Source organism: Muribaculum intestinale, assembly GCF_002201515.1.
GTDB classification, from domain to species: domain Bacteria; phylum Bacteroidota; class Bacteroidia; order Bacteroidales; family Muribaculaceae; genus Muribaculum; species Muribaculum intestinale.
This window is the reverse complement of the sequence record NZ_CP021421.1, coordinates 1,824,636-1,846,107: the sequence shown is the minus strand read 5'-3', so window position 1 is coordinate 1,846,107 and position 21,472 is coordinate 1,824,636. Positions and strand designations below refer to the sequence as shown.

The following is a 21,472-nucleotide window of genomic DNA, read 5'->3' as shown; positions in this document are numbered from 1 at the left end:
AAAAGTCATGGCAATACAATTTACCGACGAAAACGTCAACGACTACATCGCCTCATCCCGTCCTACACTTATCGATTGCTGGGCCACATGGTGTGGTCCATGCGTGCGCATGTCTCCCATCATCGATGAAGTTGCCGCTGAATTTGGCGACAAAGCCAACATCGGAAAATACAACGTCGACGAAGAATCGGACCTCTCCCAGCAGTTCCGCATCATGTCAATACCTACAATACTCTTTTTCAAAGATGGCAAACTCGTCGACCGACTGGCCGGCTCCCAGTCTAAAGCGACACTTGTCGACAAGCTGAACTCAATGCTTTAAAATCATAAATAACAAGCCGGATGCATGCCACAACAAATTTATGCATGCATCCGGCTTTATTATATTCTCAAGACTGCCGCGACAATCACTTCAAATCATAATTCAGTTTTTTGCTTGCATTACGCATACGTTCCTTTCGACTCCATACCGACTTAAGCAACTTTATTGCAGTAGCATTTCGTCTATGATAGCTCTCATATGTATCATTATCGGGATTGAAATCACTCTTATAACATTCCTCCGGACTCACATAACAGTACGTAATGTCCTCAATCACCGATGACACACCATCCTGCAATGTAGCCACCTCATCAAGCTGTTCTCTGCCAGGAGCTATACATGTAATCCCACGCTCCTTGCATCCTCTGATTATATTGCCGATAGTGCTGTCATAGTTCTCTTTCAGAGATACCATATCAAAATCATTCCAATCCGTGCGCCCCATATCCTGCACAGGACGTAGCTGCACTATATCAAGTTCAAGCCCTTTCCATAGCGTCCAGAAACAATCACCCTGCAAATCATACATATTCATTGAATTCACAGTGTAGTTAATCCGTATTTTAAAGCCCGGGAATTCACTCTTAACGTCAATCAAGCAATCAATCAGCCCTGACAGACGATCAAATGTGGCCCCCAGCATCATTTCTTCATAAATTTTCCGACTCGTACCATGTACCGAGACGGTTATTTCATTCAGACCGGCCCTCACCAGATCTATAAGCGACACATAGCCGGAGGCAATCAACTGACCGTTGGTAGTTAGCGATATGTAGGGGATACCGTAAGCATGTCCCTGCCTTACAATCCCGGCAAGATTTCGATATAATGTAGGTTCGGCGCCACATCCTATCTGTAGTTTCAACGCACGTGGATACAGCGCACGTGCTACTGCATCAAGGCGGCTTCCTGTTATCATGCCATGCATCGACTTCCGTTTTTCAGCATCACTGAAATAACACATTCTACAACGTAGATTACACGAAAGAACAGGATCCATGAATATTCCGATAGTGCGCCGTCCGACAAGATGCATCATACATAAACCAAGAAGTTTCACAGATGCCGGAATTCTCCTTGACGCTACCAAATGCAATATCCGGTATATGTTCATGGCTCATACCTGAATTCGGTTCCCAAACCCAAACCTGCGACATCCAGGTGAAACATTGCCAACAACGATAATCTCATATGCAGTAATCATGCCTATGAGCTCCACCCGGTTCAGCGGTTAAGATAATATACAAAAGGCGCGGAGCCCGATTTTGCCCGAATCCTCTTATTCTACGTATCGCCAAACACGCTAATCGAAAGGATTGGAGAAAATACACGTACCCCACGCCGTTCTCGTGTATGGCGTTAGAGCATCCGTTACCGGGTGCTCACAAACATATACGAACACAGCAAAGGGGCATTCCTCACTTCCTGTTCTTCGATTAATTCTTAAATTGGCGATTTCAGAATAAAGAACCAAGCTAAATGCCTCTTGCAGTCAACAGATTTCTCCCTGCCGACTACACAAAGATAGCAAAAATTTGTGAGAGAATGCCCCGAAATAGATTTATTACAAGCAAAAAAGGCAATAATATATCTGATACAGGCAACACCCATATCAAGCCGTGCATAATTACACATCCATGTCACCAGATTTACATATGTGTCTATCTGTTAATGCACATATGGATATCGATGCAAAATAACTAACTCTCATAAAAATATTCCGATCAAAAATATCTGCCGTCGGAGCACATATATGATGCCATAAAATAACGCATCATCAAATCAGACATAAAGGTATAAAAAAAATTGATTGTCATCCCGACAATCAATCTTAGTTAACCTTAAATCTAATACCATGAAAAACACGATGCAAATTTAAGCATTTAATGATATCCCACAAAATATTCTCATACAAATTGCTATACTTTTAACAATATTTTATAGTACAAAACAAAAATATGCAGTTCAATCCAGCAATTTGCCAGCAAACCGACTTCCAACGGCAACTTATGCCATATCGCCCGATTATATCCTCAAGAATATTGCCATAAAGACAAATCCTCCCCTCTACAATAGCTGTAAATGGGAGGATTTATCTTTATAACAATTTTATAATCAGCCAATCAAAGCATGGCCGGTCATTTCCGAAGGCTGAGCTATACCCATAATCTTTAGGATAGTGGGCGCCACATCCGCCAGACGACCATCCTCCACATGTGCATCCTTGCGCTCTGTCACATAGATACAGGGCACAGGGTTGAGCGAATGTGCAGTATTAGGAGTGCCGTCAGCATTGATTGCATTGTCTGCATTACCATGATCAGCAATAATGATGACCTCATAATCGGCAGCCTTTGCAGCTTCAACGGTGTCCTTGACACACTCGTCGACCGCCTTTACGGCTTTCTCTATAGCCTCATACACACCGGTATGGCCCACCATGTCGCCGTTAGCATAGTTGACAACTATAAAGTCATATTCACGGCTCTTGATTGCATCCACAAGTTTGTCCTTCACCTCATAGGCGCTCATTTCAGGCTTGAGGTCGTAAGTGGCTACCTTGGGCGATGCCACAAGTATGCGCTCCTCACCCTCGTAGGGGGCCTCACGACCTCCATTGAAGAAGAATGTCACATGGGCATACTTCTCTGTCTCAGCGATATGGAGCTGCTTCTTGTCAAGCGATGAAAGATACTCGCCCAGAGTGTTGGTCACATTCTCTTTGTCGAAAAGAATATGCACACCTGTAAACGATGCATCATATGGAGTCATGCAATAATATTGCAGATTGGGAATTGTGTGCATTCCGGCCTCAGGCATATCATGCTGAGTAAGTACGGTTGTCAGCTCCTTGGCACGGTCATTGCGATAGTTGAAGAAGATTACAGCATCGCCATCTTTGATTGTCCCGTCGACAGTCTCGTTTACAATCGGCTTAACAAACTCGTCGGTGACATCGGCTTCATACGACTCCTGCATGGCTTTTACCATATCAGAGCTCTTTTTGCCCACACCGTTTACAAGCAGGTCATAAGCCTCCTTGACACGCTCCCAGCGCTTGTCGCGGTCCATGGCATAATAGCGACCGATAATCGAGGCAATCTTTCCGGTCGATTTGGCGCAATGGGCTTCAAGTTCCTCGATAAATCCCTTTCCGCTACGGGGGTCTGTGTCACGGCCATCCATAAAGCAGTGGATATATACTTTCTCCAAGCCATACTCCTTGGCTATGTCGCACAAAGCAAAAAGATGGTCAAGCGAAGAGTGTACACCGCCATTTGAAGTCAGGCCCATGAAGTGTATGGCCTTTCTGTTGTCGCGTGCATAGCCGAATGCGTTTACTATTTCTGGATTCTTAAGTATCGAGCCGTCCTTGCATGCCTTGTTGATTTTCACAAGGTCCTGATATACCACGCGTCCTGCACCGATATTAAGATGGCCGACCTCCGAGTTGCCCATCTGCCCGTCGGGCAGACCTACATTCTCTCCCGATGCCTGAAGCTGTGAATGAGGATATGTGCTTACAAGATAGTCCCAATAGGGCGTAGGTGTGTTGAATATCACGTCACCCTTCGAATGGTTGCCGATGCCCCATCCGTCGAGTATCATAAGAAGTGCTTTCTTTGCCATTTCTGATTTATTTTATGATTGTACTTTTCTGAATGCAAAGTTAATAAATTTCCACGCTCATCCATCTTCTTTAAACAAAATTGGCACGGACAATTCAATGCTGCCCGTGCCTGTTGTCAATAAGCTCTTACTTCGAAGTCGTAATCGGAATCGCGATTGTACCATCCGGCTTCCAGTTCGGTGTCTGACGCGACCTCAGCCGAATTATTCAACACCCCGCTGCCGACTATGCCCCAACGCACGATATAGCGTTCAGCATGCGGAACAGCATCCCATCTGACCGTAATGCGGCGCCTGTCGTCAGGATTTCTCAACACGGTATGCTTCACTTTACGGTCAAGTACTTTCTTGCCGTCACTGCCGAACAACCGCAAATCAAACAGTGAGAACCGGCCCTCTATGTCACGGTCATTTACAATGCGCACATACCTGGCCTTCACAGGCTTGTCAAGCATGATAAGTTCGTGAGGCATATCATCCTCAGTATTCCCGCTGCGGTCAACAAATGTAGTCCAGGTTATCCCGTCATCCGACCCCTCGATATGGTACGCATATACCATAGGCGATGCAGCAGGCCGCATCAGAGGGACGCCGTCGTCGGCAAAATTAGGCTGGACAGCCTCAATACGGCACTGACGTCCAAGATCAAGTTCAAGCCATTCCCCTTTCCGGCCCGACTCGGCAGCCCACCATGTTTCTACAATATCATCGGCTCCATATGAGGCGTCATGACCGGAAGTTGACGACGAAGCCTTAGCCACAGCCTTTGAGGCAAGTTGCCGATAACCACACAAAAACGATTTTCTTGACGGACTGAACCTCTGCTGAGGAATGACAAACGGATAGTCGATCCATTCCGTATAGGCACGCATTGTCTGCGATTTCCCGTCAAACTCCACGGGGAAAAGCGCAAGACGCCGCTCAAACATATGCCGTTCGGAAATCTTCATCGTTGCCACATGCCATAAATTGCCGTAGCGGTCGCGGAACGTATGCCCATGACCGGCACCACCGATAAATCCACCAGGCTTAAACGAGAACGGATTACCTTCCATTGCCTGAAATGGCCCGAGGGGTGAGTCGCCTACATATATTCCATCTCCGTATGTACGGAATTGAGTGCCTGGCGCCGCATACTGGAGATAATACTTCCCGTCATGCTTTATCATAGCCGGGCCTTCGTTCCACCCGTTATGAAATGTTTCATCATTGTTTTCTCCCGGCACCTCCCATCCGTAACTGTCAATATTATGATCAATCAGCACCACAGGTGTGCCGACTGGAGAAAAACCGTTTGCAACATCAACCTCCACTCCACAGATAGGATCCTTGTCATGACATCCCCAATAGAGGTATACTCTCTTGTCATCATCCTGCCACAGACACGGGTCATGCTGTCCGATTTTAAACCGACATTCAACTTCGCTCCATGAAGTCCCGTCAGCGGGAGTCGCTGTGCGGAATATCCGGTTTACATCCGAAGCCATATAATAAAGATAACCATCAATCGCACACACAGTCGGAGCATACTCATTGATAGTCTCTATTGACGGAGCTGCTATATACTCCCAGTCGGCAAGATTGTGAGAGCGCCAATATCCGCTCGACTTCGACGCAAACAGATAATAATCGTCACCCCACATTTCTATGACCGGGTCAGCTGCTTCACGCCATGGCTTACCATCTCCCTCTGTCAGACCGAATTTATAATTCAGATTAATAGGGTTGGCCACTATCGGACCGCGCGATGCACTCCACAGATGCGATACGGCAAAAAACAGCATACCGACGGCAATAATAATTCGTTTCATCATTAAATAAAAATAAAATCGTTTCAATAAAAAAACAGGGGAAGATACTGCTTACGCTAAAAATATCTTCCCCCTGTATATTTATAAGAATTCTATCGCCCAGTAGCGATAAGCTCCTGAATATTAGAGCTTCAAGCGCTGTCCTATCGACAGATTATCGCTTTTGAGCCCGTTGGCTCTCTTAATAGCGGCTACTGTAGTCCCGTGAGCACGTGCTATTTTGCCGAGATTGTCACCCTTTCTCACAGTATAAGTTCCGCCTTTCGACTTTGTGCTCTTGCCGGAGGCAAGCGATTTCGTAGAGCGACTCTTCGGTGAATAGTCGCGGGCATTCTTGAAAGTCGACTTATTGAACGTATAAGTATCGGTATGCGTGGTCTTGTTCTCAAAGTCGAATATAGCCGCGGGATTGATTGCATATCCCATAAAGCGCGTTTCAAAGTGCAAATGCGGACCGGTCGAACGTCCGGTATTGCCGCCAAGCGCAATAGGAGTTCCGGCCTTTACATACTGTCCGGATTTCACAAGGAATTTCGACAGGTGACCATATATCGTTTCAAATCCGTCATTATGACTCAGAATCACATAGTTGCCATAACCACGACGTTCGAAGTTTGTAAGACGTACATAGCCGGAGAACGCGGCACGAATTGTATCACCAATCTGCACCTTAAGGTCAATCCCCTTATGCATGCGGCGGAAACGCGGACGATAGCCATATGGCGACGTAACATATCCCATAGTAGGCATACAGAACTCGCTGACATCGATAGTGGCGGTTTCCGGCACTTCGCTGTTGCGGAACGGATTGACCGTACGGTCGTTCTTGTAGGTCTCATAAAGGTCGTTTTCCGGAGCTTCTTCCTCCTTGAAAATGCCATCCATATAATCGAGAGTCTCCTGAAGTTTTATTTCAGAAGATATTGTCTTCTGCATTGCAAGGAGATCCTCGTGGTTGGCGTTATGCTGGGCCGGGCGACGCAAGTCCTGCGCCGTAGCCGGAAATATTGCTGCTAATCCTAAAAGTAATGAGGCTGAGATTTTTACTATATTGAACTGCATTTTATTTTATTCGTTTTTGTCGTTACATCGATTCGTCCGGAGCATAATAGAATCTCAGATCCGACGGCACGTAAGAGAGTATTTCTTCTTTTTTGAAGAATCGCGCCAGTTCAATCTGCGCGTTCTCGATACTGTCGGAAGCATGAACTATATTTTCCTGACCGCTCATGGAGAAATCGCCACGGATAGTTCCGGGTAGAGCCTTACGTCCGTTGGTAGCTCCGACCATCAGTCGCACCACCTCAACGGCATCCTTGCCTTCCACACACATCACGACTACCGGAGCCGCCATCATTGATTCCAGTATCCATGGAAAGAAAGGACGGTCTACCAAGTGGGCATAATGCTCACGCAAGATAGTCTCGTCAAGCTGCATCATCTTCATTCCGGTGATGTATAGACCCTTCTTTTCAAAGCGAGATATAACTTCGCCCATTATATGGCGGTGAACTGCCGCAGGTTTCAGTATTACTAAGGTCTGCTCCATGAGTGTTAGTTTTTTAACATTTCTATTGTCCGTTTCCCAAATATAACACTTTCTCCCCGTTTAGTGATAAAATGACAGGCTAAAAAGTGTGAAAAAGCACAATCACATCCAAAAACACACCGCAAAGCCCAACAGACCAACGACTTATAAAAATATGTTTTACAGCATGTTTTAAGAGATTGTCTAAAAATTAGTGCGAAATAATGTTATTAGGCATAACAAACCCTCAATCAGAGTGTTGAAAGAGAAAAGGCTAATATTATGCACGAAATCAATCTCTATCAGACACATCTGACCGAGGGTCAGTGGTCTTATATAAACAAAGAATTCCTTGAAAATGATAGACGCAAGAGAAAATATTCACTACAATCAGTTTTTGAAGCTATCCTCTACCTATTGGCCAGCGGTTGTCAATGGCGAAGGTTGCCTCACGACTATCCCGCGTGGAAAAGTGTCTATTATTACTACCATAAATGGAGACAAGAGGGTCGTGTCGAGCATTTCCTTGAGAAACTCGTCAGAAAGATACGTCGCAAACGCGGCCAGGCATCAAGTCCGAGTGTTGGCGCGATGGATGCCCAAAGTGTCAGATGGGGTAGCAGACAGGGAGATAACGGATATGACGGCAACAAAAAAGTCAAGGGTGTCAAAAGGAATATCATCACCGACCGCAATGGCTTCATCCTTGCGAGGAAAGTCTGTAACGCTGGTATTCACGATTCAAAAATGGCTCATGATCTATGCGGACTGGCGGATGATGTATGGGAAGACCTGCGCAAGGTATTGTCCGACCGAGGGTATCGGGGAGACGTGGACAAAGACATTGAAAAAGACTTCGGCATCGAGCTTGAGGTATCCAATACCCCCAATGGAGTTAAGGGATTCCTGCCAAAGCCGCTCAGATGGGTGGTTGAGAGGACTTTCGCATGGCTTGACTCTTGCCGCAGACTCGCCCGGAACTATGAGATACTGAATGAATCAGCGGAAGAAATAATTGATTTCGCTGCCATAAAATTTTTAATCAATAAAATTTAGACAATCTCTAAACCAAGACTTCAACGGAAGTGTTACCCCAATTTAAACAATAGTTAAAAAACATTTCACAATCACCGCCTGCCATATCAACTTATTCGCGACCAGTCCACCGCACGCGATGTCTGTATCGACAGCTCGCGCGCAGCAACCACATGCTCCGGCATCGACAACGACGGATCCTCGTCAAGCATCGCTTCCGCTTCGCGCCTGGCAAGTTCTACAATCTGCCCGTCACGGGCAAGGTCGGCAATCTTAAGGTCAAATGCAATACCACTCTGCATGGTGCCCTCGATATCTCCGGGGCCGCGCATCTTCATATCTGCTTCGGCAATAACAAATCCATCGGTTGTCGAGGTCATTACCTCAAGACGTCTTCTTGTGTCGGCTGCAATCTTACGCTTCGACATCAGGATACAGAAGCTCTGGGCCGCACCACGCCCTACGCGCCCTCTAAGCTGGTGGAGCTGAGAAAGCCCGAAGCGTTCGGCATTCTCTATAATCATTACTGATGCATTAGGCACATTGACTCCTACCTCGATAACAGTAGTAGCCACAAGGATGCGCGCCTCTCCCGACGCAAACTGCTGCATCTGATAATCCTTGGTTGCAGGTTTCATCCGGCCATGCACAAAACTCACTTTATAGTTCGGAAATGTCTCGCAGATACTGTCATACCCCTCTTCAAGACACTGCAGGTCGAGTTTTTCATTCTCCTGTATAAGGGGATACACCACATACACCTGACGTCCGGCCGCAAGCTCGCGGCCAACCGACCTGAACACCTGCTCCCTATTGTCGTCATAGCGCAGAAGTGTTGTCACCGGTTTACGTCCGGGGGGCAGTTCGTCGATAACCGACACACTGAGGTCGCCGTACACCGTCATGGCGAGCGTACGAGGAATAGGCGTTGCTGTCATCACAAGGACATGAGGCGGAACACTGTTTTTTTTCCACAGACGCGCACGCTGCGCCACTCCGAAACGGTGCTGCTCGTCGATAACTACAAACCCCAGATTGCGAAACTGCACGTTATCCTCAATCACCGCATGCGTACCTATAAGAATATGCAGACTGCCGTCAAGAAGCTGGGCATGAGTGATATCACGCTCTTTTTTTCGGGTCGAACCGGTAAGCAGGCGCACATTTATCCCGAGGGGAGCCACAAGGCGGCTTACAGTATCGTAATGCTGCGTCGCCAATATCTCGGTCGGAGCCATGAGGCATGCCTGATACCCATTGTCAAGCGCAATAAGCATCGTCAGTAGCGCTACAAGCGTCTTCCCGCTCCCTACGTCGCCCTGGAGCAGACGATTCATCTGCCGCCCGCTGCCCATATCGCTCCGTATCTCTTTTATCACTCGCTTCTGTGCTCCCGTAAGGGGAAATGGAAGCTGCTCGAAGTAGAAACGATTGAAATAATCACCTACCCTGCTGAACCGGAATCCCCCAACCGACACACTGCGCCTACGGCTGTAGCGCAGAATGTCGAGCTGCAGATAGAACAATTCCTCAAACTTCAGTCTCAGACGTGCTGCCTGCAGCCGCTCGTTCGACGAAGGATTGTGAATGTCATGCAGAGCCTGGCGCAAATCAGGCAGTCCGAGACGCGCCACAAGTGGCTGAGGTAAAGTCTCCCGTATTGAAGGAGTAGCCGCCAACACCGCTTGCACCCATCCGAATATCTGCCGTGAGCCTATCCCCTGGGCCGACAGTTTCTCGGTAAGCGGATATACTCCCCGCAATCCCTGGGCCGCCGTTAGAGACTGTGGCGTGTCAATCTCCGGATGCACCATCGACCAGCGGCCATTGAACGACTCCGGTTTTCCGAACAGTATATACTCAGTATTGACATGATATGCCTCCTTAATCTGTTTTATACGGCGAAACCACACCACCTCCATCATCTGCGACCCGTCGGAAAAGAGCCCGACAAGTCGTCGCTTGGCGCCCTCGCCCTGCTCGGTCATCGTAACAAACCGCCCCCTGACCTGCACCATGGGCATATCGCCCTCGAAGTCGGCAACCCGATATACCGATGAGCGGTCGAGATAACGCGTAGGAAAATGGTACAACAGATCACGATAACTGCGTATGCCGAGTTGCTTGTCGAGCAACTCGGCACGTTTAGGGCCAATGCCCCGGAGATACATCACATTGCTGTTGCGCAGTCTGTCCATCCGTAAATAGTAAGGGTGAGTCAGCCTCTATTCGGAGAATCCGTTTGTCCGATTGTCAACGCCGACCATCAAGTATGAATTCCGCAAGAGCGAGATCACCACGATGCGTAATCTTGATATTCTCGGCCGAGCCTTCGGTAAGAATGATATTCTCATGTCCGTACGCAGCCATCACCGAAGCATCATCGGTAAAATCCGGAGAGAACGGTAATCCATATGCTTCTTTCAGCAGTCCGGCAGGAAAAGCCTGCGGAGTCTGTACGGCACGCAGCCGTTGACGGGCAAGAGGCATCGACGAACCGTCATCATCAAGCATCCTCACAGAGTCGGTAATCGCTATCGCCGGCACCGCGCCATCGACTCCAGGCATGCAGGCAGCCATCACCGCATCATGTATCACCGAGGAGCTTACAAGAGGGCGGGCGCCGTCGTGTACGGTAATCACGCTCTCCGGATTCTCTACATGTAAAGTCATCACCGCGTTTCTTACCGACTCCCATCGACTCGAACCTCCACACACTATATCCGGCGACACAAAGTCAAACCGGTAGCACAAATCGCGCCACATGTCCACATGGCTTTCGCTCAGCACAAGGAGTATCTCACCGTCGGGCAAAGCCTTGCGGAATGCCTCTATCGTATGGAACAGCACCGGTCGACCGTCCAGCATACAGAACTGCTTGGGCAGGTCGGCACCGAAACGCAAGCCACTGCCGGCCGCCACTATTATATTAAATGTATAAGGCAATGATGACATGTCATTATCATAATTAGAGAATGGAGCAAATATACAAAACTTATGCGACAAGAGCAATCGCCCTGCTATGTCGCATCATAAATCGGCATAGTCGCAACGCAACAGAGGCGAAGCCTGCGGCCTCGCCTCTGCGTAAGTTATATCGTCATGAAAGGCGGCACCGTGGCGCCGCGCGTCATGCATTACTCAGCGTACTTCTTCACAATCAGAGAAGCGTTGTGACCGCCGAAGCCGAATGTATTCGACAGAGCAGCGTTGACTGTGCGCTTCTGAGCCTTGTTGAAAGTAAAGTTGAGATTATAATCAATCTCCTCGTCGAGGTCATCGTCGGCATGGTTAATGGTAGGAGGAACGATGTCATCCTGTACCGCCTTGATGCAGAACAGAGCCTCAAGCGCACCGGTTGCACCGAGAAGGTGGCCGGTCATAGACTTGGTGGAGCTTATATTGAGTTTGTAGGCATGATCGCCAAACACCTCTTTGATTGCTTTCACCTCCGACTTGTCGCCTACGGGAGTCGACGTGCCGTGCACGTTGATATAGTCAATATCCTCGGGCTTCATCTCTGCGTCCTCGAGCGCATTCTCCATCACGAGCTTTGCACCCAGGCCTTCGGGATGGGTAGCTGTGAGGTGGTATGCGTCGGCCGACATTCCCCCGCCTACTATTTCGGCGTAAATCTTGGCGCCACGAGCCTTTGCATGCTCAAGCTCTTCGAGAATGAGCACTGCCGAGCCTTCGCCCATCACGAATCCGTCGCGCGATGCGCTGAACGGACGAGATGCGGTAGCAGGGCTGTCGTTGCGTGTAGAAAGGGCGTGCATCGAGTTGAAACCACCTACCCCGGCAGGATAGATGGCAGCCTCGGCACCGCCGGTGACAATCGCGTCAGCCTTTCCAAGACGGATAAGGTTGAACGCGTCGATGATTGCGTTGGTCGATGTGGCGCAAGCCGATACCACGCCATAGTTGGGACCGTGGTAGCCATACTCCATGGAGATATGGCCGCTCGCGATGTCGGCAATCATCTTGGGGATGAAGAAAGGATTGTATTTTGGCCCCTGCTCTTCACCGTGGAGGGCAAAGTAGCCTGCTTCCTCTTCAAAGGTATGCAGACCGCCGATGCCGGCTGCCACGATTACACCGACGCGGTTCTTGTCGAGCCCCTCGCTGTTGAGGGCCGCGTCATCGATTGCCTGCTTGGCCGCTACTATCGCATACTGTGCGTAGAGGTCGAGCTGACGGGCTTTCTTACGATCGAAGTGATCGTTGGTATTGAAGTCCTTAACCTCGCAGGCAAACTGTGTCTTGAACTTAGAGGCGTCAAAATGTGTAATAGGGCCGGCTCCACTCACTCCGTCAACGGCATTCTTCCACGTGGTGTCCACGTCATTGCCAAGCGGATTGAGGGTTCCGAGTCCTGTTACGACAACTCTCTTTAATTCCATTTAGTGAGGTTAGATTTGAGTCTGTTTTGTTGGGAGCGGAAGGCTGAATTACTTCTTAGCCTCTTCGATAAAGTCGATAGCGTCCTTTACAGTGGTGATGCCTTCGGCCTTGTCATCGGGAATAGAAATACCAAACTCCTTCTCAAACTCCATGATGAGCTCTACGGTGTCGAGGCTGTCTGCGCCGAGGTCCTTGGTGAACTCTGCGTTTTCGGTTACTTCGGTTTCATCAACATTGAGCTTGTCGGCGATGATAGCCTTTACTCGAGATGCAATTTCAGACATAGTTATAAATTTTAATTATTAATGATTTGCGATTTTGCAGTGCAAAGTAAGTAATTTTAATCGAATTACTAAAACTTTTTTATGCACAAACAGCCGATTTGTGCGCAAAACATTGATTTTGTCGGAATAATTGGTCAGTTTTACCCCTCTTTCACACTATTTAAGCCATTCTGTTAATACTTAGTTAATTACAATTTTGTTACAGTATATATCCTGACATCCATTGTCTCAGGGGTGACACAAAAAAATTGATAGAAAGAGATGTGCTTATTAACTTTGCACGCCGTTTCGACAACTCCACCTTCACACATTAATTAATATAAAGACCTATGACCACAGGCATACGCACTGACAACGACGCGGACACCCAGCTATGGAACGCCAACTACATGCGGGCCATGGCGGGAAACTTCCTGCTTTTCTTCTCATTCTATCTGCTGACGCCACTGCTGCCCATATACCTCGACGCGCAGTTCAACGCCGACAAAGACCTCATCGGCATAGTACTGTCGGGATACGTCATCGCTGCACTCCTTATACGTCCGTTCAGCGGATTCATCGTCGACACTTTCAACCGCAAGAAGGTGCTGGTGATATGTTTCTTCTTCTTTTTTATACTCTTTTGGGGATATATCGGCGCGGGCACGATGCTGATGTTCGCAATAGTGCGTACCCTCCACGGACTGCCATTCGGAGCCGTCACCGTGGCCAACAGCACCGTTGCCATGGATGTACTCCCCTCGGAGAGACGCAACGAGGGGATAGGATACTACGGACTCAGCAACAATCTGGCCATGGCGTTTGCCCCTACTGTCGGAATCTACATTTACTCCGCCACCGACAATTTCGAAATGCTCTTCTGGATAGCCTTTGTGCTGGCCTTGATTGGATTTTACTCCGTGTCACGCATAAAGCTACCCTATCGCCATGTAATGCGCAACAAGCCGAAGATGAGCCTTGACAGATTCTTTCTCACACGTGCATGGCTCATGGCCGTCAACATCGCCATGTTCGGCATGTGCTGGGGGGTGATGAGCAACTACGTGGCCATATACGGCAAGGAGCAGCTGGAGATGACCAATGGCACCGGCATATTCTTCATGCTACTTTCATTCGGACTGTTTGCATCACGCCTGCAGGGGGCAAAAGCTCTCCGCCTGGGCAAACTTACAGCCAATTGCGCCGAAGGGGTGACATTATCGCTTGCCGGATACATCCTATTTGCAGCTGTCGAGCAACCATGGGCCTACTTTCTGTCGGCCATCCTGATAGGCCTTGGCAACGGACACATGTATCCGGCCATGCTGACCATGTTTGTGAAAGTGGCGCGACACGACCAACGCGGCACAGCCAACTCCTCGATACTCACTGCGTGGGACTGCGGCATGGGCATAGGCATCCTTGCCGGCGGAATGCTGGTAGAGTACGCGGGCTACAGCGCCGCATTCTGGTCTACAGCTATAATGCAGGGAGCGGGTACGGCTCTGTTCTTCCTGTTTACAAAACGCTTCTTCCTTGAGCGCCAGATATACGACGAGGAGGACGATTGACACTGCCGACATGCCGTCCCGCTGTCAGAGACACCATATTTAATAATCGCGCCCGGTCTGGAAGCAATCCAGGCCGGGCGCGGCTTATATATTCCCATCAGTGAGTCGGCTACATATTGGCCGGAGTCTCGCGAAGCACTCCACTGAAGTGATATGTGGTAGTCACCGGCACCTGCTCGTCTCCTTCAGCAGCCTTCGGTGTATATTCGAAGTCGAAGGACAGGCGTCCGACGTTATTAGCAAAATCATTTACAGTAAGCACGACATTACTTATCTTGTACTCGGTCATCTCGGTTGTAAGAGTCGACGAGCCCCACTCCACGCGCTTGGGTACAATAGGAGCATCAGCTCCTCCTGAGATGGTGAGAGTACCTGCCGAGGGGTCGATGGCAGGAACCAGTTTGTCGATGCCGAGAGTTGTGTTCTCGTCAATCTTCACGCTGTTGTCAAACTCAGGGTTCATCCAGTAGATTGTGGCCTTGTACTGGCTGTCGGCATCTCCGTTCTGGATGAGCACCTGTATCACATTCTTCTTCGCATCCACGGTAGTGACGGGGGTAGTGCCACCGGTTATTGCAGCCGAAGTAAACAGATACATGCTGTGGCTGTATCCGAGCACGGTCACATCGTCTTCGACTATGTCAAGGCGGGAATTTATAAGATTCACGCCACCCATATAGAACTGGAATGTCGACGGATCGCTCACACCGGTGAAGGTAGTGGTGGCCTGCGGCACAAATGTGTAGCTTATGGAGTTGGCTGTATATTTCATCGGACCGGCACCTATCCCCTTCATCACGTCGTTGGGCATACGCACGTTGGAAATAGAGAATGTGGCCGTAGTGTTGTTATACAGGTCGAGCCCTACATTGGCCGATGTGAGTGTGGTATGCATCTGTGAGGTCGAATTGTTGACCGTGGTCACAAGCATTGTTCGGGGTATAGTCTGCACATAACTTGGTTCTTCACTGCTGTTGCATGATGAAAGAGCGACTATGGCAAGAGCCCCGATAAATAGAGTTTTTGTCAAATTCATAATAATGTTCGGTTTCAGAATTTCATTCGCAATGTAGCCCCGAGGCTGCACGGTTTTCCTCGCTGTACAAAGGAGTTTCCTATAGAAACGAAATAAAACGTGTCATATTGTGTACAAGTAAGATTCTCCCCCCATAACGAGAGCGAGTACCGCGGTCCCTCAAATGTGACAGACGCTCCCAACAGTGCATAAAACGGCTGTTCTACAGCATTCTGGTCATCCCACATTATACGCCCGATTCCTCGGCAGTTTACATCAAATATAACATTATTTAACACCTTGCCGCCTGTTCCGATACGATAATCGGCGCCGACAAAGAGTGTGTTGCGAGGAGCATACGGTATCTGCTTCCCCCGGAAATCCTCGTTGCCGGAGCGATAGCTGCGGAAGCAGGCATTGGTATATCCGTACGAGCCGCTGAGGCTAAGCCCATCGACAGGTGTGCGCCAGCGCAGCGACAGCTCGCCGCCGTAGCTGCGGGTACGTCCGGCGTTGGTCATCCGTCGGCCGGTATCGCTCCCTTCCGGAAAGACGGTAAGCTGCTGGTCGCGACACTGTATGAAGAAGAGCGCCCCCTCGGCCGTAAGGTTTCCGCCGAGAAGCGACAGATGGGCTCCCGCCTCATAGTTCCAGCTCTGCTCAGGGCGATACGAAGCCACCTCCTCCACCGTGTAGCTCTCGGCCGTCATGCCGAGCATCTCCTGCATCTGCGCAGGGATAATCTCTCCGTAGAGACGGTCCTTGAGTATGTCGCTGAACATCTGCGTATTGTATCCGCCCGATTTATATCCGCGCGATATTGAGGCATATACATTGCTCTCGCCGCGGGAACCAAACGAATATGTGGCGGCAATCTTCGGAAGAAACTCTACGTAGGTCTTCGACAGATGGCCGTGGTCATCGATAGATACATCGCGGCTCACCGGACGTGTCCCCAGCGGCCCCATCGGCACATTGACAGTCACGCCGGTGGCACAGCGGCTGTTGTAGGTGAGTGCCGTATGCTCCACATCAAGACGCAACCCGAGCGTGAAAGTCCATCGCCCCTGCTGCCACGACCCCTGGTGATATATGGCGCCACCGTCGACCGGATTGGAGAAGTCGCTGTGGAGCACAAAGCTGTCGCCATGCCACTCCGACTGTAGCGGTATATTCGATGTGATTAGCCCTCGGATGCCGTCGGCCTTGAATGTCACCGGAGCCCACATCGAGGTGTGTCGGTGAAATCCGAACAGACCGGCCAGCCAGCTGTAGTGGCTCCCGACGGTGCCCTTGGCTACAAAATCCTGGGTTACGGCCCACTCATGCCGGCGCTGTGTCAGCGTGAAAAAGTCGAGCGGCAGAAAGTCCTGGTCGAGGGTCATATTGTCGGCGAGATACTGCACAGAAGTGATGCTCGACAGCGTCACCCTACCCGGACGCCATTCCACGGTAAGGCCGTCGGCAATCGCCGTGCGCCGGTAGAAACAGGTGTCATTGTAGTTCACGCTACCCGTCAGGTACGGAGCCACCCCGTCCTGCTCAAATATCTTACCGGTAGTCTCGCCTATGGCATAGGAAGCATAGGGGTATCCTCCCTGCCTCAATATCTGAAACGAAGCCGTATTCTCTACCCTCAGTTCGGGCGACAGGTGCCACACGGTCTTCCACCTCAGCGAGCCCTGGTTCTCACCGTCGCATTTCTGACCGTTGTACTGATTGCGGTAAAATCCGTCGGTATGGCTGTAGTTGCCGCTCACTGCCATGCCAAGACCGGAATTGATGCGCCCGTAGTACGACACCCCTGCACGCAGGCTGTTGCGGCTCCCATACTCCAGCACAGTCCGAAGCCCCTGCACCTTCAGTGGCGACAGCGTGTAGATATTAATCAGGCCACCCATGGTATTGCGTCCGTAGAGCGTCGACTGAGGGCCTCGCAGCAGCTCGATACGCTCCACATCGCTTAGGTCGAAATCAAAATTGTCCTTGTTGAGATACGGCACATTGTCGACATTGAGCCCTACCACAGGCTGGTCGATGCGCGCCCCGATGCCTCGTATATATACCGATGAGGTCATCCTCGACCCATAGTCGGGGATATAGAAGTTTGGGGCCACCTCGCTCATATCCTTGATAGTAGTGATATTGAGACGTTCCACCTCACGTTCGCCCACTACCGTGGCCACCAGCGGCAGACGGTTGAGCCCGGTAGTCGACTTGATTGCTGTCACCCCGACCTCGCCGAGAGTCACAGTGCTGTCGGCCCACTCGGCCGACGAGGCCAACGGTTCTGCCGAGGCTACAGGATGGGCCGAGGGCACTCCGGCGCCCATAACTGTGGCGGAGCGTGCCGCCACACAAATCAGCGCGGCAGCCCCGAAGCCCCGCGACATGGATTTCCAACTCTTCATGCCGCAAAGTTACACACAGCGGTGCGCTCCGGCAATCCCCATTTATTGTGATACCACACGCCATATGTTGTGTCCGCTATTCGCAATAAAGCGGAGGAAATTCAGCCATCTCCGTCTCAACCTCGCCGGTGCGCTTGTTTTCCTCCCACTTCTGCCACACTTCATCCCAGCCCTTAGCTTTGAGCGGCCCGTACTTCTCCACAAACGCATCAAGATCGCAAATCTTCCACAAGTCAGGATTCACAGTACAGTCATCCGGAAAAATTATTGTCCAGTTATGGTCATTCATCCACTGCTTATTTAACCTAAAATACGCCATAGATTTCTTTACAGTTGAAATGTCAATCGAATTGATCTCCGATCTATCTTCCAACAAGAAATGAAACTCAATATTGCTATGCAACTTCAGTTCTGTATCTAGGTCATGCGCATTGTTTCTATACGCTTGATGACGGGTCATAGGAGGCATGGTAATTATTGCTTGCGATACAAAGTCAGATGGAACAAAGTAATCTTCACCTCCATAACCGGTTATCATAGTTATCCTAATCTCTGATCTATTTTCAATTTTCCAAGGGATAACAGGGCCATCAAGCACATGAAACCGACATGCCGTCATACATAACAAACATATTGCTATCAGCAATGACAACTTAACAATTCTCATATATCTTATTATTTAATATGAATGAGGAAAGGAATACTGCATTTCATGGCAGGAAATGTATTGGTTATTAACTTTCACAAATATAATATATAAATTTGCCATATCCAAATATTTTCCAAATAATCTTTAATAAATTTAACTCGAATATGAAAATTTGAAATCACAATCCCCAAAACACGGCCCAACCGACGCGAGAACTTCTAAACAAACTCTACCTATCACTCACCTACCCACATCGCCATAGATGTCCGTTGGGTAGCCCATGTCAGAACAGTAGCAGCCCGAAAGCCATTATCGCCATGCCGGCTATAACTCCGCCTATGGCCCAGTGGTGGTGGCCGTAGGCCTCGGAGTTGGGAAGCAGCTCGTCAAAAGCTATATACACCATGATGCCGGCCACAGCCGCAAGGCATACCGAATTGACTGCAGGAGTCCATATAGGCATAAGGAAAAGCAATGCGAACAGTGCGCCGACCGGCTCGGCGAGTCCCGACAACGCGCTATACCAGAAGGCCTTGCGACGGTTGCCTGTGGCCTGAAGTATCGGCACACTCACAGCTATACCCTCGGGGATATTGTGGATAGCCACAGCGACTACGATAGGCAGAGCAATGTCGGCACCCTCGAGTCCGGACACGAATGTAGCCACACCTTCGGGAAAATTGTGTATCCCGATAGTCAGAGCGAGCATCATGCCCGTACGCTTCAGTCGGCTTCCATCGAGTGGGGTACCCGGGGAGTGGTGTACCTCATGAGGATTCTCATCCTCCGGCACAAGCCAGTCGATAAGAGCTATAAGAGCCATGCCTCCGAAGAAACTCAACAGCACATACAGCATAGCCAGCTTGGGGTCGGCCACTATACCCTCCATGCTCTCGACCGCATCGGGCACAAGTTCCATAAACGACACATAGACCATAACACCCGCCGACAATCCCAGAGCACCGGACAGATGATGGTTGTTGCCTTTCTTTGTAAAGAATGCCATAAGAGCGCCTATAGCCGTAGCCATGCCTGCAATAAGCGTAAGCAGCAGCGCAATAAATATATTGTCGAAAGTCATCATCGCTTATTCAATTATAAATATATTAACACCCGGAACGGGATTCCGTTTTTTAACACTTTAACAATTTTGCATCCGCAATTTACGAAAAGAATACGTATTTTCGCAGAAAATTATACTTATGGCTGACGATACCCGAATGGACGACCCTACCCTTATAGCCCGATTGCGCGACCCGGCACAATGCCGTGCCGCATTCGGCGAGGTGATTGCCCTCTACCAGCAGCCCCTGTACTGGCAGATACGACGCATGGTCGAAAACCATGAGGACGCCAACGACCTGCTCCAAAATACTTTCCTGAAAGCCTGGGACAATATCGAGAACTTCCGAGGCGATGCCAAGCTCTCGACTTGGCTTCATAAAATAGCAATCAACGAGAGCATTACGTTTCTTGCCAGGGAGCGTAAACGCCTGCACATATCGCTTGACGACGAGGAGTCGCATCTGGTCAACCTCATCGAGGCCGACACAAATATCGACGGCGACGAGCTGGCTCTGCGTCTGCGCAAAGCCATAGCATCTCTGCCCGAGAAGCAACGCCTCGTATTCAACATGCGCTACTTCGACGAGATGAAATACGAGCAGATGTCGGAAATTCTCGGCACATCGGTAGGCGCCCTTAAAGCATCATACCACCACGCCGCAAAAAAAATCGAGCAATATTTTGCCGATGGCGATTAAACCACCATCGACCAAATCTGTCAAACCTTCAGAATAAAATCCGTGGATTATGAATCGCGAACGTAACGACATATTAGACCGCCTGCCGCGCACCGACGGCATGACCGTGCCGGAAGGATATTTCGACACCTTCGCGGCATCGATGATGGATCGTCTGCCGGCGAAACATGCCGAAAAATCCCCGCAAAAGCGCACACTGTGGATGAAAATACGCCCGTATGCCTACATGGCGGCTATGTTCGGAGGCATCTGGCTGATGATGTGGATGTTCGGAGACATCGCCGGAACTACATCCTACAAGCGGATGGCCGACAACCCCACCATTGCCAGAGTACTCGCTTCCGACCAGGTATACCAGTACTACGATACCGACATCGACCAGTACGACCTCCTCGAAGAACTCTACGAAGACGGATACACTCCGGCATCGTTCCATATCGACGACCAATACAATTAAGTATATATATGTATATTTCACGACTCATATCCATCCTGCTACTGCTTGTAGCAACGGCATCTACGACAAGCATATCAGCTCAGGACAAAGCCGACAGCCGCATGAACCGTCAGGAATGGTTCAAGCAGATGCGCGTATACAAACATGACTTTCTGATAAAAGACCTCGGGCTGTCGCAGGAACAGCAGGAAAAGTTTTTCCCGCTCTACGACGCCATGAGCGAGAGCATCATGAAGGCTCAGCGCGACTCGCGGCAGCTCGAACATAAAATAAACCACAGCAAGACACAGGTCAACGACCTCGAATACGAAAAAGCCACAGAAGCCGTAATCGAGACCCGTGCCAAAGAGGTGCAGATTGCCAAAGAGTATTATGCGAAATTCAAAGGAATACTCACCCCAGCACAGATATACCGGCTTACACAGTCAGAGCGCCGCTTTACTCGCGAAGTGATGAAGCAGCATTCGCGGATGAAACAGAAACACAGCAATGACTGACACTGTATAGCCATACCGACTACATACATATCGACACAGCAAGCGGCAGGTGCCAGGGGGATGACTGAACAATGAACCCTTAAGCACATGCCGCTTGTTCTACTATCTGACATCAA

General features: G+C 49.5%; 19 protein-coding genes. 6 read left to right on the top strand and 13 right to left on the bottom strand.

All coding sequences use genetic code 11. The features are described 5' to 3' along the window. Nucleotides 1–7 precede the first annotated feature (7 nt). Nucleotides 8–322, top strand: coding sequence for a thioredoxin (gene trxA / locus ADH68_RS07490; protein WP_068961339.1), 315 nt, complete (start codon nucleotides 8–10; stop codon nucleotides 320–322). Between the two features lie 85 nt (nucleotides 323–407). Here trxA and ADH68_RS07485 read toward each other — a convergent pair whose 3' ends face one another. From ADH68_RS07485 to ndk, 5 genes are all read right to left on the bottom strand, one after another. Then, complete coding sequence (locus ADH68_RS07485) at nucleotides 408–1,322, bottom strand: radical SAM protein (RefSeq protein ID WP_255201378.1); 915 nt, start codon at nucleotides 1,320–1,322, stop codon at nucleotides 408–410. 1,115 nt (nucleotides 1,323–2,437) lie between these two features. Next, nucleotides 2,438–3,952: a 2,3-bisphosphoglycerate-independent phosphoglycerate mutase gene (gene gpmI, locus ADH68_RS07480; protein WP_068961342.1), complete on the bottom strand. Its 1,515-nt coding sequence runs from the start codon at nucleotides 3,950–3,952 to the stop codon at nucleotides 2,438–2,440. A 116-nt stretch (nucleotides 3,953–4,068) separates the two neighbouring features. Then, a complete protein-coding gene (locus ADH68_RS07475; RefSeq protein ID WP_232321375.1) occupies nucleotides 4,069–5,766 on the bottom strand; it encodes a family 43 glycosylhydrolase in 1,698 nt (565 codons plus the stop codon). A 120-nt stretch (nucleotides 5,767–5,886) separates the two neighbouring features. Further along, nucleotides 5,887–6,825: a peptidoglycan DD-metalloendopeptidase family protein gene (locus ADH68_RS14220; protein WP_084274091.1), complete on the bottom strand. Its 939-nt coding sequence runs from the start codon at nucleotides 6,823–6,825 to the stop codon at nucleotides 5,887–5,889. A 22-nt stretch (nucleotides 6,826–6,847) separates the two neighbouring features. After that, on the bottom strand, nucleotides 6,848–7,312 hold the full coding sequence (gene ndk / locus ADH68_RS07465; protein WP_068961343.1) for a nucleoside-diphosphate kinase: 465 nt from the start codon (nucleotides 7,310–7,312) through the stop codon (nucleotides 6,848–6,850). Nucleotides 7,313–7,573: 261 nt separating this feature from the next. Here ndk and ADH68_RS07460 point away from each other — a divergent pair, with 261 nt between their 5' ends. Continuing rightward, on the top strand, nucleotides 7,574–8,347 hold the full coding sequence (locus ADH68_RS07460) for an IS5 family transposase (RefSeq protein WP_068961344.1): 774 nt from the start codon (nucleotides 7,574–7,576) through the stop codon (nucleotides 8,345–8,347). A gap of 86 nt (nucleotides 8,348–8,433) precedes the next feature. On the opposite strand, the gene recG is transcribed toward ADH68_RS07460, so the two are convergent. From recG to ADH68_RS07440, 4 genes are all read right to left on the bottom strand, one after another. Then, nucleotides 8,434–10,524, bottom strand: coding sequence for an ATP-dependent DNA helicase RecG (gene recG, locus ADH68_RS07455; RefSeq protein WP_068961345.1), 2,091 nt, complete (start codon nucleotides 10,522–10,524; stop codon nucleotides 8,434–8,436). A 55-nt stretch (nucleotides 10,525–10,579) separates the two neighbouring features. Further along, nucleotides 10,580–11,281 (bottom strand): IspD/TarI family cytidylyltransferase, encoded by a 702-nt coding sequence (locus ADH68_RS07450; RefSeq protein ID WP_068961346.1) that lies wholly within the window; start codon nucleotides 11,279–11,281, stop codon nucleotides 10,580–10,582. Nucleotides 11,282–11,463: 182 nt separating this feature from the next. Continuing rightward, complete coding sequence (gene fabF, locus ADH68_RS07445; protein ID WP_068961347.1) at nucleotides 11,464–12,729, bottom strand: beta-ketoacyl-ACP synthase II; 1,266 nt, start codon at nucleotides 12,727–12,729, stop codon at nucleotides 11,464–11,466. A gap of 48 nt (nucleotides 12,730–12,777) precedes the next feature. Further along, complete coding sequence (locus ADH68_RS07440; protein WP_068961348.1) at nucleotides 12,778–13,014, bottom strand: acyl carrier protein; 237 nt, start codon at nucleotides 13,012–13,014, stop codon at nucleotides 12,778–12,780. A 329-nt stretch (nucleotides 13,015–13,343) separates the two neighbouring features. Here ADH68_RS07440 and ADH68_RS07435 point away from each other — a divergent pair, with 329 nt between their 5' ends. Further along, a complete protein-coding gene (locus tag ADH68_RS07435) occupies nucleotides 13,344–14,564 on the top strand; it encodes an MFS transporter (protein WP_068961349.1) in 1,221 nt (406 codons plus the stop codon). A 109-nt stretch (nucleotides 14,565–14,673) separates the two neighbouring features. Here ADH68_RS07435 and ADH68_RS07430 read toward each other — a convergent pair whose 3' ends face one another. The 4 genes from ADH68_RS07430 to zupT form a co-directional block, all read right to left on the bottom strand. Then, nucleotides 14,674–15,600, bottom strand: a complete 927-nt coding sequence (locus ADH68_RS07430) for a hypothetical protein (protein WP_068961350.1) — start codon at nucleotides 15,598–15,600, stop codon at nucleotides 14,674–14,676. A 14-nt stretch (nucleotides 15,601–15,614) separates the two neighbouring features. Next, nucleotides 15,615–17,990 (bottom strand): TonB-dependent receptor, encoded by a 2,376-nt coding sequence (locus ADH68_RS07425; RefSeq protein WP_084274092.1) that lies wholly within the window; start codon nucleotides 17,988–17,990, stop codon nucleotides 15,615–15,617. A 76-nt stretch (nucleotides 17,991–18,066) separates the two neighbouring features. Further along, complete coding sequence (locus tag ADH68_RS07420; RefSeq protein WP_153061640.1) at nucleotides 18,067–18,657, bottom strand: hypothetical protein; 591 nt, start codon at nucleotides 18,655–18,657, stop codon at nucleotides 18,067–18,069. Between the two features lie 265 nt (nucleotides 18,658–18,922). Next, nucleotides 18,923–19,723 carry a zinc transporter ZupT gene (gene zupT / locus ADH68_RS07415; protein WP_317044359.1) on the bottom strand — a complete coding sequence of 267 codons (801 nt, stop codon included), beginning with the start codon at nucleotides 19,721–19,723 and terminating at the stop codon, nucleotides 18,923–18,925. Nucleotides 19,724–19,841: 118 nt separating this feature from the next. Between zupT and ADH68_RS07410 the strand changes: the two genes are divergently transcribed. The 3 genes from ADH68_RS07410 to ADH68_RS07400 are packed head-to-tail and all read left to right on the top strand — an operon-like array spanning nucleotide 19,842 to nucleotide 21,356. Next, nucleotides 19,842–20,402 carry an RNA polymerase sigma factor gene (locus ADH68_RS07410; RefSeq protein ID WP_232321377.1) on the top strand — a complete coding sequence of 187 codons (561 nt, stop codon included), beginning with the start codon at nucleotides 19,842–19,844 and terminating at the stop codon, nucleotides 20,400–20,402. 49 nt (nucleotides 20,403–20,451) lie between these two features. After that, nucleotides 20,452–20,859 carry a hypothetical protein gene (locus ADH68_RS07405; protein WP_068961353.1) on the top strand — a complete coding sequence of 136 codons (408 nt, stop codon included), beginning with the start codon at nucleotides 20,452–20,454 and terminating at the stop codon, nucleotides 20,857–20,859. Nucleotides 20,860–20,867: 8 nt separating this feature from the next. Next, nucleotides 20,868–21,356, top strand: coding sequence for a Spy/CpxP family protein refolding chaperone (locus tag ADH68_RS07400; RefSeq protein WP_068961354.1), 489 nt, complete (start codon nucleotides 20,868–20,870; stop codon nucleotides 21,354–21,356). Nucleotides 21,357–21,472 lie beyond the last annotated feature (116 nt).